The following is a 13,653-nucleotide window of genomic DNA, read 5'->3' as shown; positions in this document are numbered from 1 at the left end:
TAAACATATGAACACAACCAGCTCTGTCATCAAGCCGTCGAACAGAAAAAGCTGGCGCACTCTGATCGGGCAGTTTACCGGCGCCAGCGCCGGACCACTGCTTGGCTTTGCGCTGTTGCTCTTCATCTGGAAAATAATCTCAATGCGGATAGGCGACATCCCTCCGCCCGAATCCACATTGCTGGCAGCTTTTAATCTGTTCAAAGATCCGTTCTACGACAACGGCCCCAACGACGTAGGCATAGGCTGGAATATCCTGGCCTCGCTCAGCCGCGTGGCCATCGGCTTCATGCTGGCTGCACTGGTAGGCATACCCATAGGCTTCCTGATCGGACGTGTCCCGGTCATCAACGCCATCTGCACACCCGTCATCAACCTGTTGCGTCCGATCTCGCCTCTGGCATGGCTGCCGCTGGGACTATTGCTGTTCAAGGCTGCCGGCCCTGCGGCAATCTGGGCGATTTTCATCTGTTCGATCTGGCCCATGATCATCAACACGGCTGACGGTGTAAGGCGTGTGCCGGAAGACTATTTGAATATCGCGCGTGTATTGAACCTGTCTGAATGGAAAGTCTTCACCCGCATTCTGTTGCCATCGGCACTGCCCTACATCATGACAGGCGTACGCCTGTCCATAGGCACTGCGTGGCTGGTCATCGTGGCAGCCGAAATGCTGACTGGCGGCACCGGCCTGGGGTTCTGGCTATGGGACGAATGGAACAACCTGAATGTACAGAACATTTTGATCGCCGTGCTGGTCATCGGCATGATCGGACTGATACTGGACCTGGGCCTGCTGGCATTGGCCCGCCGCATGAACTACAGCGAGGCTTGAGAGCATGAAAAAGTTCGTACGCATCGAAGATGTCGGGCAAAGCTTCGACACCCGCAACGGCCATTTTGTTGCGCTGCGCGACATCAACCTGGCGATTCGAGAGGGAGAGTTCGTCTCGCTGATCGGGCACTCCGGCTGCGGCAAATCGACCTTGCTGAATCTGATCGCAGGATTGACCCGCCCCACCGAAGGCGTGCTGCTGTGCGCCGAAAAGGAAATCACCGGGCCAGGCCCCGACCGAGCGATGGTCTTCCAGAATCACAGCCTATTGCCCTGGCTCACCTGTTTTCAGAATGTTCATCTGGCGGTCGAGCGCGTATTCGGCAACCGCGAAACCAGAGATGCGCTGAGCCTGCGGACGACCATGGCCTTGCATATGGTGGGCCTGAGCCATGCCATGCACAAGCTGCCCAAAGAAATCTCGGGCGGTATGAAGCAGCGCGTTGGCATTGCACGGGCTTTGGCGATCAAGCCCAAAGTACTTTTGCTGGATGAGCCCTTCGGGGCACTGGACTCACTCACCCGTGTCCACCTGCAGGACGAGCTGCTGCGCATCGTGGCCGCGACCTCCACCACGACCATCATGGTGACGCACGATGTGGACGAAGCCGTCCTGCTGTCTGATCGCATCGTCATGCTGACCAATGGCCCTGCTGCGACCATAGGCGAAATCCTGCACATCAACCTGCCTCGCCCACGTGATCGCATGGCCTTGCTGAACAACCCTGAATACGCTGCCTATCGCAGCGCTGTGCTGAGCTTTCTGCACCACCGTCACGGGCACCCGGCTGACCTCAGCAACCATGACACCGGTGCCAACACTGAACAGTCGCCACTCAAACTTGTGAATGCATCATGAAGAAAATGAAACTCGTCGTCGTCGGCAACGGTATGGCCGGCATCCGCACCATAGAAGAACTGCTCAAGCTGGACCGCGATCTATATGACATCACGGTGTTTGGCTCCGAGCCTTATCCCAACTACAACCGCATTCTGCTGTCACCCGTTCTGACCGGTGAACAAACCATACAGGACATCATCCTGAACGATACAAGCTGGTATGAAGCCAATGGCATCACCTTGCATCTGAACAGTACCGTCACGCAAATAAACCGTGCCCGCAAGCAGGTACTGACCGACGACGGCAAGACCGCTTCCTACGATCGTCTGTTGCTGGCCACCGGTTCCAAGCCTTTTATTCTGCCGGTACCGGGCAATGAACTGAAGGGCGTCATCAGCTTCCGCGACATCCGCGATGTCGAGCTGATGATAGACGCAGCCTCACGGCTTCAGCATGCGGTGGTGATAGGTGGAGGCCTGCTGGGGCTGGAAGCCGCCAATGGCCTGGCGGCACGCGGCATGCAGGTTTCGGTGGTGCATCTGGGCGCAACATTGTTGGACCGGCAGCTGGACTCCGCGGCGGCCGCGCTGCTGCAAACCAGCCTGCGCGAACGCGGCCTGAGCTTTCTGATGGAACACCAGACCGAAGCGATTCTGGGTGACGAGCAGGGCGCCGTATGCGGTATACGGTTCAAGGACGGCAGCGAACTGGCCACCGACCTGGTCGTCATGGCAGTGGGCATACGGCCCCACACGGACCTGGCCGAAGCATCCGGCATCTACACACATCGCGGCGTTGTGGTGAACGACACATTACAAAGCTACGACCCCAGCATTTATGCAGTGGGCGAATGCGTCAGCCATCGGGGCATGGCCTATGGCCTGGTCGCCCCCTTGTTTGAACAGGCCAAGGTTGCCGCCAACCACCTGGCTTTGCATGGCATAGGCCGCTACGCCGGCAGTACAACATCCACCAAACTGAAAGTCACGGGCATAGACGTTTTTTCCGCCGGCGATTTCGTGGGAGGGTCAAACACGGAAGCCATCACCCTGGCGGACCCGGTGGGGGGCGTCTACAAGAAACTGGTCATACAGGGTGACAAGCTGATCGGCGCCTGCCTGTATGGCGACACGGTAGACGGTGCCTGGTACTTCCGCCTGATACGGGAAGGCAAGTCGATAGCCGAGCTGCGCGAGCATCTGATGTTTGGCGAGGGCGCCATCGGCGATACCGGCCATGCGGGCGAAAACAGTGTTGCAGGCATGCCCGACACGACCGAAATTTGCGGCTGCAATGGCGTGTGCAAAGGCACCATCGTCAAGGCCATACGCGAACAGGGCCTGTTTACCGTTGACGAAATCAAGAAACATACGAAGGCCGCCAGCTCCTGCGGCTCTTGCGCCGGCCTGGTGGAGCAGATACTGATCAGCTGTGTCGGCGGTGCCGCCGACATCAAACCCAAATCGGAAAAAGCCATCTGCGCCTGCGTCGATTACACCCACGGCGAAATACGCAAGGCCATACGCGAACAACACCTGACCAGCATTTCGCAGACGCTGCGCTTTCTGGAGTGGCGCACCAGCGATGGCTGCGCGACCTGCCGACCCGCCCTGAACTACTACCTGATGTCCACCTGGCCCGGCGAAGCCAAGGACGACAGCCAATCACGCCTGATCAACGAGCGTGCACACGCCAACATACAAAAAGACGGCACTTATTCTGTTGTGCCGCGCATGTGGGGCGGCGTGACCAATCCGTCCGAGTTGCGTCGTATTGCCGACGTAGCCGACAAGTACAAGGTGCCGATGGTCAAGGTGACCGGCGGACAGCGCATAGACCTGCTGGGTATCAAGAAAGAAGACTTGCCAGCAGTCTGGAAGGAGCTGGACATGCCGTCTGGTCACGCTTACGGCAAGAGTCTGCGCACGGTCAAGACCTGCGTGGGCAAGGAATTCTGCCGTTTTGGCACTCAGGATTCCACCGGCATGGGCATTGCCCTGGAGAAAGACCTGGTGGGCATGTGGAGCCCACACAAGGTCAAGCTGGCTGTCTCGGGTTGTCCGCGCAACTGCGCCGAGTCGGGCATCAAGGACATAGGCATCATAGCCGTGGACTCGGGCTGGGAGCTGTATGTAGGCGGCAATGGCGGCATCAAGACTGAGGTCGCGCAATTCTTCGTCAAGCTCCAGACCCATGACGAGGTCCTGGAATATACCGGCGCATTCCTGCAGCTCTATCGTGAAGAAGCGTTTTATCTGGAGCGCACCTGCCACTATTTGGCGCGAGTAGGGCTGGAACATGCCAAGGCCCGTGTCGTGGACGACGCAGCCAACCGGGCGGAACTCTATGCGCGTCTCAAGTTCGCCATCTCATTCGAGCAAGACCCCTGGGCCGAGCGCCTGGAGGCAACCCCCGCGCGCCGCGAATTCGAAACCCTTACAGCCTGAAAATCATCATGAACGCTCTCGCTCCTACCTCATCCTGGACGGCAGTCTGCCATATCGAAGACATTCCCAAGCTGGGGTCGCGCGTTGTGCATCACAGCGGCTGCGAGCCTATCGCGGTATTTCGTGCATCAGATGATCACGTGTTTGCCGTGATCGACCGTTGCCCGCACAAAGGCGGGCCTTTGTCCGCCGGCCTGGTGCATGGCCACAACGTCACTTGCCCGCTGCATGGCTGGAACATCAATCTTGAAGATGGCCAGGCACTGGCGCCGGATCAAGGCTGCGCACACAAGCTGGAAGTCAGAATCCATGCAGGACAGGTGCTGCTGGCCCTGCCGGAATCAGCGTCCCCAACGCGGCAAGGATAGGGTCATGAACACACCGGCCGCCCAGCCCATTCGCGAGACCGCCTCGATCTGCTGCTATTGCGGTACTGGCTGCGGCCTGCGCATACGCAGCCAGGGGCAGCAGGTACTCGAAGTCATAGGCGATACCGAACACCCTTCCAATCGCGGCGCATTGTGCAGCAAAGGCCACCAGCTGGCTGCCACCGTCAGGCACGATCACAGCCGTATATTGCAGGCCCAATGGCGTCGGGAAAAAAACATACCGCGCCACAACATCCCCCTGGAAGATGCCTGCGACATCGCAGCCAGCAAGCTGGCCGAAACCATGGTCATGCATGGCCCCGACGCCATCGGCTTTTATCTTTCCGGACAACTGCTGACCGAAGACTACGCCGTATTCAACAAGCTGGCACGCGCGCTGGTGGGCACCAACAATATCGACACCAACTCCCGGCTGTGCATGTCCAGCGCCGTGTCCGGCTACATCAAGACATTGGGTGCCGATGCGCCACCAGCCTGTTATGACGATCTGGAGCTGGCCAATACAGTAATGATTGCGGGCTCCAATCTGGCTTATGCCCATCCCGTCCTGTTCCAGCGCCTGGCCCGTGCCAAGGAACAACGGCCAGCAATGAAAGTCATCGTCATCGACCCGCGCCGTACCGACACCTGCGATATCGCCGATCTGCATCTGGCCATCACACCGGGCAGCGACGTGGCCCTGTTTCACGCCATGCTCAATGTCATGGTCTGGGAAGACCTGATAGACCGCGATTACATTGCCCACCATACGGAAGGCTTTGCCAGACTCAAGCAACGCATACATGAATTCACGCCACAAGCAGCGCAAGAAGTCTGTGGCGTACCTGCTGCCGACATCATTCAGTGCGCACGCTGGTTTGGCCAGGCCGGTGCCGCCCTGTCGCTCTATACCATGGGGCTCAACCAGTCCAGCAGCGGCACCGCCAAGAATGCCGCCCTCATCCACCTGCACCTTGCCACCGGTCAGATCGGCAAGCCGGGAGCCGGGCCTTTTTCCCTGACCGGACAACCCAATGCCATGGGCGGCCGCGAAGCGGGCGGCATGGCTACCTTGCTTCCCGGGCATCGCAGCCCAGACAACGCAGCCCATCGTGCCGAAGTGGCAAAGCTATGGCAAGTGGACGCGCTGCCGGCTACGCCCGGCCACACCGCCCTGGACATGTTTGATGCCGTGTTAAGGGGTGAGATCAAGGTCTTATGGATAGCCGCCACCAATCCGGCTCAATCCTTGCCCGACCAGTCCAGGGTACGCGCAGCCTTGCAAAAGGCTGAACTGGTCATCGTCCAGGAAGCGTTTGCCAACACCGAAACCCTGGCCTTTGCCGACCTGGTTCTGCCAGCTGCAACCTGGCCTGAAAAAGAGGGGACGGTGACTAACTCGGAACGGCGCATCAGCCGTGTACGCGCAGCCATCGCGCCCCCCGGAGATGCGCAAGCCGACTGGCGACTCGTCTGCACGATTGCCCGCAAATTGGCTGCCCGCATCGCACCGGAGAAAGTCCGCCTGTTCAACTATGGTGACGAAGCCGACATTTTTGCGGAACATGCACGCAGCACCGCTGGCCGAGATCTGGACTACAGCGCGCTGGACTATGCTGCGCTGCAGGCCTACGGACCGCAGCAATGGCCTTATAACGCGGCCACGCAATCGCCGCAGCGCTTATACGTCAACGCCATGTTTCCCACCGATAGCGGTCGGGCCCGCTTCATGGATGTGGGCTATGTACCAGTGGCTGAAAAAAACTCTGCTGCTTACCCCTTGCGTCTGACTACAGGACGCATGCGCGATCAGTGGCACACCATGAGTCGCAGCGGCCTGGTGCCGGCACTGAATCGCCACGTGGAAGAACCCTTCGTCTATCTGCACCCAGGCGACATGCGACGCCAGAACATAGTCGACGATACCCTGGTCAGAATTAAAACCAAACGCGGTGCACTCATCCTTCCCGCCATGGGCGACGACGGCCTCAAACCCGGCCACGCCTTCCTGCACATGCACTGGGGCAGCGCCTATGTGGCGGGTGACGGCATCAATGTACTGGCCAATTCCGCGCGCGACCCTGTTTCTCACCAGCCCGAACTCAAGCACAGTGCCGCCGGCCTGGAAACATTCAAGTACAGATGGTCTGCCTGTGCATGGGTGCGGGGCGATCCCGCCGACTTGAGGCCCAGGCTGACCCACTGGCTCAAGCACTTTCCTTATGCCGTACTGGTGTCCTCCGCCTTGGGCGGACACAGCGTACGCCTGCGCCTGGCAGGGGCAGACGCTATCTCGGCGACGCAACTGGAGCGCTTGGCCGCCGACTTGGGGCTGGCTGAAGCTGAACTCAGTTTCGATGACCCGGCTCGTGGTGTCATGCGACGTATTCGCCGCCACGCAGGACAGCTTGACGCCTGGCTGCTGGCCGGAGACACACGTGCAGCGAATGCACTGCTGCAATGGGCTGATACGGGCGAGGCGCCCAAGCATGTCAGTCAGCTGCTCATGGGCCGCAATGTTGCTGTAAGCCGCAACCACATTATCTGCACGTGCGCCGGTGTCAGCGACGCCCAATTGAATACCGCCATTAGTTCCGGGCAAGACCTGGAAGCGCTTAAAACATCGCTCAAATGCGGCGTAACTTGCGGCTCCTGCCTGCCGCAGATCAAACGCATGCTGGAACGAGTCCACACTAGGAGTCAATGACATGAGCACACCCACTTTGACCGCAAGTCCCACGACTGAGCTCACCAAGAATCGTCAAGGCAAAGTCTGGTTGATCGGCGCTGGCCCCGGCGATCCCGATCTGCTCACGGTAAAGGCAGCAAGACAGTTGCAGCGCTGCACCATCTGGCTGGTGGACGACCTGGCCGGCCAAGCCATACTGGAACTCGCCAGCCCGCAAACCCGCATCATCCATGTCGGCAAGCGGGGCGGCTGTGTATCAACTTCCCAACAGTTTATTTTGCGTCTGATGGCACGCTACGCCCGCCAGGGGCATGCGGTGGCACGGCTCAAAGGCGGGGATCCTTTTATATTTGGACGCGGCGGCGAAGAAATGATCTGGCTGACCCAACGCGGAATTTTGGTCGAGGCCATTAGCGGCATCACGGCCGGACTGGCCGTAGGCAGCGCCCTGGGGCTGCCCCTGACCCATAGAGGCTGCTCGCGCGGCGTCGTGCTGGTGACCGCTCATACCGCAGACGGTAGCCAGCCCTGCTGGGAAGCGCTGGCCGCCAGCGGCCTGAGTGTGGTGTGCTACATGGGGATGAGCAATATCGACGAATTGACTCACACGCTGCTGGCTGCCGGCTTTACCGCCGACCTGCCTGTTGCCGTCGTACAAAACGTGAGCAGCGCCGCACAAAGACAACTGACCACGACACTTTCCGAGCTGGCTCAAAAAGTAAAAGCCCACGACCTGGGCAGCCCATCGGTCATCGTGCTGGGTCGGGTGGTGGGCCTGGCCCAGCACGCCAGCCTTGACCTTGATCAAGTCTCTGCGCTGGCCCTCGCGGTATAAATCAAGTGTGGCCTGAAACGCCACACCTGCATTGACCTCAAGCACAACAGGGATAAGCCGCAGCACAGTCAAAAAGGTACATACAATATGAATCTTTTGATGCCCATCACGGCAAGCTATCCAGCGATCAACAAACCACGTATCACCCCATACAGAAGGAATGACATGCAAATCGGAGTACTCAAACTGGCCGGCCTGCAAACCGAACAATGTGCCGCCACCCTGGCTGGCGCGCTCAAAGCCATCAACGGCGTGAGCTCTGTTGAAGTATCGTTCAAGAACAGCAAGGCTACGGTCTCGTTCAACGAAGAACAGGTGTCCACACAGCGCCTGCAAGTTGCCGTCGAGGACGCGGGGTATCAGATTGCCAAGCCCGTGCACGGGGAAGACGGTGCTTGCTGCGGCGGATGTGGCGGCTGATTATTACTTAGGCACCGACTGCTTCATTGAGGGTGCACGCAGGAAGTCAAAATCCACTCCCTGGTCGGCCTGCGTGACCGTATCAAGAAATAGTTTTTTATAGCCGCGCTCGGCAACCGGCGGCACCACAGGCGCCGCTTGCCGGCGCCGCGCCATTTCCTCGTCAGACACCAATAAGGCAATCTCGCGCTGCCTGACGCTCAGGCGTATGCGGTCACCGTTCTGCACATAGGCCAACGGTCCGCCTATGGCGGATTCTGGCGTCACATGCAGCACGATCGTACCGAAGGCCGTACCGCTCATGCGCCCATCCGAAATCCGGACAATATCCTTGACCCCCTGTACCGCCAGCTTCCGGGGAATGGGAATATAGCCAGCCTCGGGCATGCCGGGGGCGCCTTTGGGACCGATATTCTTCAGCACCAGAATATCGTCGGCATTGACGTCGAGATCATCGCGATCGATACGGTCAGCCATATCAGCCGCGTTCTCGAACACCACGGCCTGGCCCTCGTGCTCCATGAGGCCGGCATCGGCCGACGACTGCTTGATGACCGCGCCACCCGGTGCCAGATTGCCTTCGAGCACGGCAATACCGCCTTGCGGATAAATGGGATGGGCCGCCGTCCTGACCACGTCCTGAGCAAAGCCAGGCCCTGCCGCTTCAATTTCTTCACCCAATGTCCGACCGGTGACTGTCATGGCATGCAGATGGAGCAAGGGCTTGAGCTCACGCAGCAAAGTAGCCATGCCGCCCGCTTTGTGGAAGTCTTCCATATAGTGCTGGCCGGAAGGTTTCAGATCGAGCAATACAGGCGTTTCCTTGCCCATGCGATCGAGCGCCTTCAGATCAATATTGATGCCCATGCGCCCCGCAATGGCCGTCAGGTGCACGATGCCATTGGTTGAGCCACCGATGGCCAGCAGCACCCTCAGGGCATTTTCAATGGCCTCGGCCGTCAAAACCTTGTCTATGGTCAGGCCAGTCTGTGCCATCTTCACAGCCTGGGCACCCGTCAATTCAGCGATACGCATGCGGTCTGCAGTAACCGCCGGTGGTGTCGCACCGCCGGGTATCGTCATGCCCAGGGCTTCGGCAATACACGCCATCGTGCTGGCTGTACCCATGACCGAACAAGTCCCCACGCTGGCAACCAGCTGATTGTTGACGTCGGCAATTTCTTCATCGTCGATTTCTTCAGCCCGATACTTGCCCCAGTAGCGGCGACAATCGGTGCACGCACCTACCCGCACTGAGCGGTGCGAGCCGGTCAGCATGGAGCCCGTGATCAGCTGAATCGCCGGAATACCGGCCGAGGCTGCCCCCATCAGCTGTGCCGGTACGGTTTTATCGCAACCACCTATCAGCACCACTGCGTCCATAGGAGCCGCCCGGATCATTTCCTCGGTATCCATGGACATGAGGTTGCGCAAATACATGCTGGTCGGAAACGAAAAACTTTCGTGGATGGAGATTGTGGGAAAGTCCATGGGCAATCCGCCCGCCAGCATGATCCCGCGCTTGACCGCCTCAATCAGTTGCTCTGCATTGCCATGACAAGGGTTATACGCGCTACCGGTATTGGCAATGCCGATGACCGGCCGATCAAGCGCCGTATCGGTATAGCCAGCGCCCTTGATAAAGGCCTTGCGCAGGAATAGCGAAAAGCCATTGTCACCGTAACTGGTGAGGCCTTTGCGCAAGCCTGTGGCGTTCTCGTCGGGGACCTGGGGATTTTTCTTGTTCATGAGCTGCCATTCTCTTCCGGGTTGATTGAAGGTAATCTTACCGTCGTGCAATACTTTTGCCCACTTATTCGGAAACAGCCCATGGCCAACACTCCACCCAGCAGCGATCGGGACACCAGCCTGGTGCGCTGTGCCTGGTGCTCCAGCGACCCCATCTATATCGATTATCACGACACAGAATGGGGCGTGCCGTCACGCGACCCTCACCACTTATTTGAAATGCTGTTGCTGGAAGGCTTCCAGGCAGGGCTATCGTGGATTACCGTGCTCAAGAAACGCCCGCGCTATCGCGAGGTATTGTTCAATTTCGATCCCGAAAAACTGGCCAGTATCAGCGACGACTATATCGAAACCCTGATGCAAGACCCCGGCATCATACGGAATCGCCTCAAGCTGAACGCAGCAAGGCAAAACGCCCGGGCCTGGCTGGCTCAGCCCGACCCGGTGGCGCTGATCTGGTCTTTTGTGGGTGGCCAACCCAAGATCCATCAATATCCGTCCATGCACGATGTTCCGGTCATCACGCCCGAAGCACAGCAAATGAGCCGTACCTTAAAAAAAGCCGGCTTCAACTTTGTGGGCCCAACCATATGCCAGTCGTATATGCAGGCCATAGGCTGCCTGATGGATCACACCACAGACTGCCATCGCCACCCGGTATTAGCCGCTACCTGACGCCCTAAATCAGCGTCAGCGTAACATCCACATTGCCGCGCGTAGCATTCGAATAAGGGCATACAATGTGCGCCTTATCGACCAGCGCCTGTACCTGCTCGCGCGGCAGGCCAGGTACCGCAATTTTTAGCTCGACTTCAATACCAAAGCCATTAGGAATAGGGCCTATGCCAACAGAGCCCTGAATATTGGTTGCGTCCGGCAAGGACACCTTTTCGCGGCTCGCGACCAGCCTCAGGGCACCCAGAAAGCAAGCCGAATAGCCGGCGGCAAACAATTGCTCAGGATTGGTCCCCTCGCCACCGGCGCCACCCATATCTTTTGGGGTCGTCAGTTTGACATCCAGAGCACCGTCCGATGACACCGCCCGGCCATCACGACCACCGGTTGCCGTTGCCTGAGCACGGTAAACCACTTTCTCTAAAGACATGTGAATCTCCTGTTAAAGGTGAGCAACAAACCAGCGGCAAGTTTCATACCAGCCCGCTGGTACTGGAACTACAAGCATACGATCAAACTGTGCACAATTTAAGTACAACCTTTACATGCAAGCGGTTTCTCTTGCGCTAACATCGCTGCATGGCTACCCACTTACGCTGCCGCATCTCGTTGCCGCGCTCATATCGCCCCCAGGACATACTGGCCTTTCACCGGCGCGATACCCAGGAAGTCTCCGAGCGCGTCGACGACTCGTCTTTACACAAAGGCCTGCTATGGCAGGGCGTACCGGCCTGCCTGAGCCTACGCTTCGAACCCGGGCAGGCAGTGGCCGACCTGGCGCTTGATGGCATGGCCCCCACCGGCAGCAAAGCCCTGCTGAAAGCAACGGTTAACCGTATGCTCGGCTTGGCTCAGGATGTGGACGCCTTCGAGCAACGATACTCCAATCACCCGTTGCTGGGCCAGCTTATCAGCAAGCAGGCCGGCTTACGGGTGCCTGTTGCCGTTACACCCTTCGAAGCCTTGTCCTGGGCCATTACCGGGCAGCAAATCAGTGTAGGCGCCGCCGTATCCATACGCCGGCGCTTGATACAGGCCACTCAGTTGCGGCACTCAAGCGGCCTGCTGTGCCACCCTGGCCCCGAGGAGATCGCGGGGCTAGCCCCCGACACCCTGCGCCAGGCGGGGTTTTCAGCCAGCAAGACCCGCTCGCTGCAAGAGATCTCCTCCCTCCTGATCAGCAAACAGCTCGTGCTGGTTGAGGACTTACAGGCCGACTCCATCGAAGAGCTGCGTGAACGCCTGCTGGCTGTGCGCGGTATAGGCCCCTGGACGGTCAACTACACCTTGTTGCGCGGCTTCGGCTGGCTGGACGGGTCCTTGCATGGCGACGTAGCCGTGCGCCATGGCATCGAAACACTGCTCGGGACGCCCGAAAAATTGACTGAAAAACAGGCTCAGGCCTGGCTGCAAGCATTTTCGCCCTGGCGCGCCCTGCTGGCCGCACATCTCTGGGCATCGCGCTCGAATACCGCATATTGATGGGTGCCATTGGGCACGGCACGCAACACCAAAATCCTTTCTGCCCGCCAGCTAGGACGGCGTCGCCGTCTTGCGCAGAGGGGCCAATAAAGCAGACAAACCATTGTGATCAAGCTCGTGCATCAAGGCCAAAAGCCGACCCAGCTCGCCTTTCGGAAAGCCATTGCGCGCAAACCAGTTCAAATAGTGACCCGGCAAGTCGGCCAGCAACCGCCCTTTGTATTTGCCAAAAGGCATCGTACGCGATACAAGCAATTCTAGATCTTCTGGATACACGGCCAACCAAGCAAAGGGTTATAGATGGATATGAGCAAGCTTACCAACGAATGCATACGTGTGGCGTCACGGCCCAGCGGTATTCCCGCAGCAGAACATTTTCGCCGGACAAGCGAAGCTGTACCTGAGCTCGGGCCAGGAAAGATTCTTGTACAAAACCAGTGGCTATCCATCGAGCCGGCCATGCGAGGCTGGCTGGCCGATGCCAACAACTACGCCAGTGTGCCGGTTGGTGACGTCATGCGCTCATTGTGTGTCGGCACCGTCGTGGACTCAGCCGCAGACGGCTACAACAAGGGTGACCGTCTGATGGGCTGGTTCGGCTGGCAACATTATGCGGTCATAACGCCTGACGCGATCGTACAAAACATCAGCACCACCGACCTTGAACCCTCCTTGTACCTGGGCGTATTGGGGTTGAATGGTGTCACGGCCGCCACCGCGCTCGACAAGCTGGGCCAGCCGCAAGCCGGCGAGACCGTAGTGGTATCCACGGCAGCAGGCGGTGTGGGATCATGCGTGGGCCAACTCGCCAAAGCGCTGGGCTGCCGCACAGTGGGGCTGACCAGCACGCCCGAAAAAGCCGAAGCCTGCAAGACACAGTTCGGCTATGACCACGTCATCAATTACAAAACCGACGATATCGCCGCAGCGCTGAAAGATGCCTGTCCCGATGGCGTCCATGTGTACTTCGACAATACCTCCGGCCGGATCTCCGATGCAGTCATGCCACAACTGGCCATCGGTGCACGTGTTGTCATATGCGGCACCGCCTCGATCAGCAGCTGGGATCCTGCCCCCATGGGCCCCCGCATCGAACGCATCCTGCTTACCCGGCGCGCCCGCATGCAAGGCTTCATTCAATTCGACCACATGGATACTTATCCTTCATATGTGCGTCAGCTCGAAGACATGGTCAGGACGGGCAAGCTGCATCACCGCGAGCACATCACCGACGGGCTCGACACCGCCATGGGAGCAATACAAGAACTGTACCAGGGCCAGAACCTGGGCAAACGACTGGTGCGACTCTAAC

At 58.9% G+C, this 13,653-nt stretch carries 13 protein-coding genes; 10 read left to right on the top strand and 3 right to left on the bottom strand.

The window, feature by feature from the left end; genetic code table 11:
- Positions 1-7: 7 nt before the first annotated feature.
- The 7 genes from ntrB (at position 8) to ERD84_RS03775 (ending at position 8,435) form a co-directional block, all read left to right on the top strand.
- A complete protein-coding gene (gene ntrB / locus ERD84_RS03805) occupies positions 8-835 on the top strand; it encodes a nitrate ABC transporter permease (protein ID WP_245150605.1) in 828 nt (275 codons plus the stop codon).
- A gap of 4 nt (positions 836-839) precedes the next feature.
- The gene (locus ERD84_RS03800; protein ID WP_130038274.1) at positions 840-1,694 is read left to right on the top strand and encodes an ABC transporter ATP-binding protein; all 855 of its coding nucleotides are present in this window, start codon (positions 840-842) and stop codon (positions 1,692-1,694) included.
- Positions 1,691-4,123 (top strand): nitrite reductase large subunit NirB, encoded by a 2,433-nt coding sequence (gene nirB / locus ERD84_RS03795; protein WP_130038273.1) that lies wholly within the window; start codon positions 1,691-1,693, stop codon positions 4,121-4,123. Before ERD84_RS03800 ends, nirB begins: the two co-directional genes overlap by 4 nt.
- An 8-nt stretch (positions 4,124-4,131) precedes the next feature.
- Positions 4,132-4,491: a nitrite reductase small subunit NirD gene (gene nirD, locus ERD84_RS03790; protein ID WP_130038272.1), complete on the top strand. Its 360-nt coding sequence runs from the start codon at positions 4,132-4,134 to the stop codon at positions 4,489-4,491.
- A gap of 4 nt (positions 4,492-4,495) precedes the next feature.
- Positions 4,496-7,198 (top strand): nitrate reductase, encoded by a 2,703-nt coding sequence (locus ERD84_RS03785; RefSeq protein ID WP_130038271.1) that lies wholly within the window; start codon positions 4,496-4,498, stop codon positions 7,196-7,198.
- Position 7,199: 1 nt separating this feature from the next.
- Positions 7,200-8,015 carry a uroporphyrinogen-III C-methyltransferase gene (cobA, locus tag ERD84_RS03780; RefSeq protein WP_130038270.1) on the top strand — a complete coding sequence of 272 codons (816 nt, stop codon included), beginning with the start codon at positions 7,200-7,202 and terminating at the stop codon, positions 8,013-8,015.
- Between the two features lie 165 nt (positions 8,016-8,180).
- Positions 8,181-8,435: a heavy-metal-associated domain-containing protein gene (locus tag ERD84_RS03775; RefSeq protein ID WP_130038269.1), complete on the top strand. Its 255-nt coding sequence runs from the start codon at positions 8,181-8,183 to the stop codon at positions 8,433-8,435.
- A 3-nt stretch (positions 8,436-8,438) separates the two neighbouring features.
- On the opposite strand, the gene ERD84_RS03770 is transcribed toward ERD84_RS03775, so the two are convergent.
- Entirely contained in the window at positions 8,439-10,184 is a 1,746-nt protein-coding gene (locus ERD84_RS03770) for an IlvD/Edd family dehydratase (RefSeq protein WP_130038268.1), read from the bottom strand.
- An 81-nt stretch (positions 10,185-10,265) separates the two neighbouring features.
- Here ERD84_RS03770 and ERD84_RS03765 point away from each other — a divergent pair, with 81 nt between their 5' ends.
- Complete coding sequence (locus tag ERD84_RS03765) at positions 10,266-10,859, top strand: DNA-3-methyladenine glycosylase I (protein ID WP_245150604.1); 594 nt, start codon at positions 10,266-10,268, stop codon at positions 10,857-10,859.
- A gap of 4 nt (positions 10,860-10,863) precedes the next feature.
- Here the strand turns inward: ERD84_RS03765 and ERD84_RS03760 are convergent, their stop codons facing one another.
- Entirely contained in the window at positions 10,864-11,289 is a 426-nt protein-coding gene (locus tag ERD84_RS03760) for an organic hydroperoxide resistance protein (protein ID WP_130038267.1), read from the bottom strand.
- A gap of 149 nt (positions 11,290-11,438) precedes the next feature.
- On the opposite strand from ERD84_RS03760, the gene ERD84_RS03755 reads away from it, so the two are divergent.
- Positions 11,439-12,341, top strand: a complete 903-nt coding sequence (locus ERD84_RS03755) for a DNA-3-methyladenine glycosylase family protein (RefSeq protein ID WP_130038266.1) — start codon at positions 11,439-11,441, stop codon at positions 12,339-12,341.
- A gap of 51 nt (positions 12,342-12,392) precedes the next feature.
- On the opposite strand, the gene ERD84_RS03750 is transcribed toward ERD84_RS03755, so the two are convergent.
- A complete protein-coding gene (locus ERD84_RS03750; protein ID WP_130038265.1) occupies positions 12,393-12,617 on the bottom strand; it encodes a DUF3820 family protein in 225 nt (74 codons plus the stop codon).
- Positions 12,618-12,647: 30 nt separating this feature from the next.
- On the opposite strand from ERD84_RS03750, the gene ERD84_RS03745 reads away from it, so the two are divergent.
- Complete coding sequence (locus tag ERD84_RS03745; RefSeq protein ID WP_130038264.1) at positions 12,648-13,652, top strand: NADP-dependent oxidoreductase; 1,005 nt, start codon at positions 12,648-12,650, stop codon at positions 13,650-13,652.
- Position 13,653: the final 1 nt, after the last annotated feature.

It is taken from the genome of Pollutimonas harenae (assembly GCF_004153685.1).
Taxonomy (GTDB): domain Bacteria; phylum Pseudomonadota; class Gammaproteobacteria; order Burkholderiales; family Burkholderiaceae_B; genus Pusillimonas_C; species Pusillimonas_C harenae.
The sequence above is the reverse complement of the archived record's forward strand: the minus strand, read 5'-3'. Positions and strand labels throughout refer to the sequence as shown.

What these genes read in the sequence shown, in the direction of transcription:
- ntrB (WP_245150605.1), top strand. Translation starts at nt 8, where the DNA reads ATGAACACAACCAGCTCTGTCATCAAGCCGTCGAACAGAAAAAGCTGG.
- ERD84_RS03800 (WP_130038274.1), top strand. Translation starts at nt 840, where the DNA reads ATGAAAAAGTTCGTACGCATCGAAGATGTCGGGCAAAGCTTCGACACC.
- nirB (WP_130038273.1), top strand. Translation starts at nt 1,691, where the DNA reads ATGAAGAAAATGAAACTCGTCGTCGTCGGCAACGGTATGGCCGGCATC.
- nirD (WP_130038272.1), top strand. Translation starts at nt 4,132, where the DNA reads ATGAACGCTCTCGCTCCTACCTCATCCTGGACGGCAGTCTGCCATATC.
- ERD84_RS03785 (WP_130038271.1), top strand. Translation starts at nt 4,496, where the DNA reads ATGAACACACCGGCCGCCCAGCCCATTCGCGAGACCGCCTCGATCTGC.
- cobA (WP_130038270.1), top strand. Translation starts at nt 7,200, where the DNA reads ATGAGCACACCCACTTTGACCGCAAGTCCCACGACTGAGCTCACCAAG.
- ERD84_RS03775 (WP_130038269.1), top strand. Translation starts at nt 8,181, where the DNA reads ATGCAAATCGGAGTACTCAAACTGGCCGGCCTGCAAACCGAACAATGT.
- ERD84_RS03770 (WP_130038268.1), bottom strand. Translation starts at nt 10,184, where the DNA reads ATGAACAAGAAAAATCCCCAGGTCCCCGACGAGAACGCCACAGGCTTG.
- ERD84_RS03765 (WP_245150604.1), top strand. Translation starts at nt 10,266, where the DNA reads ATGGCCAACACTCCACCCAGCAGCGATCGGGACACCAGCCTGGTGCGC.
- ERD84_RS03760 (WP_130038267.1), bottom strand. Translation starts at nt 11,289, where the DNA reads ATGTCTTTAGAGAAAGTGGTTTACCGTGCTCAGGCAACGGCAACCGGT.
- ERD84_RS03755 (WP_130038266.1), top strand. Translation starts at nt 11,439, where the DNA reads ATGGCTACCCACTTACGCTGCCGCATCTCGTTGCCGCGCTCATATCGC.
- ERD84_RS03745 (WP_130038264.1), top strand. Translation starts at nt 12,648, where the DNA reads ATGAGCAAGCTTACCAACGAATGCATACGTGTGGCGTCACGGCCCAGC.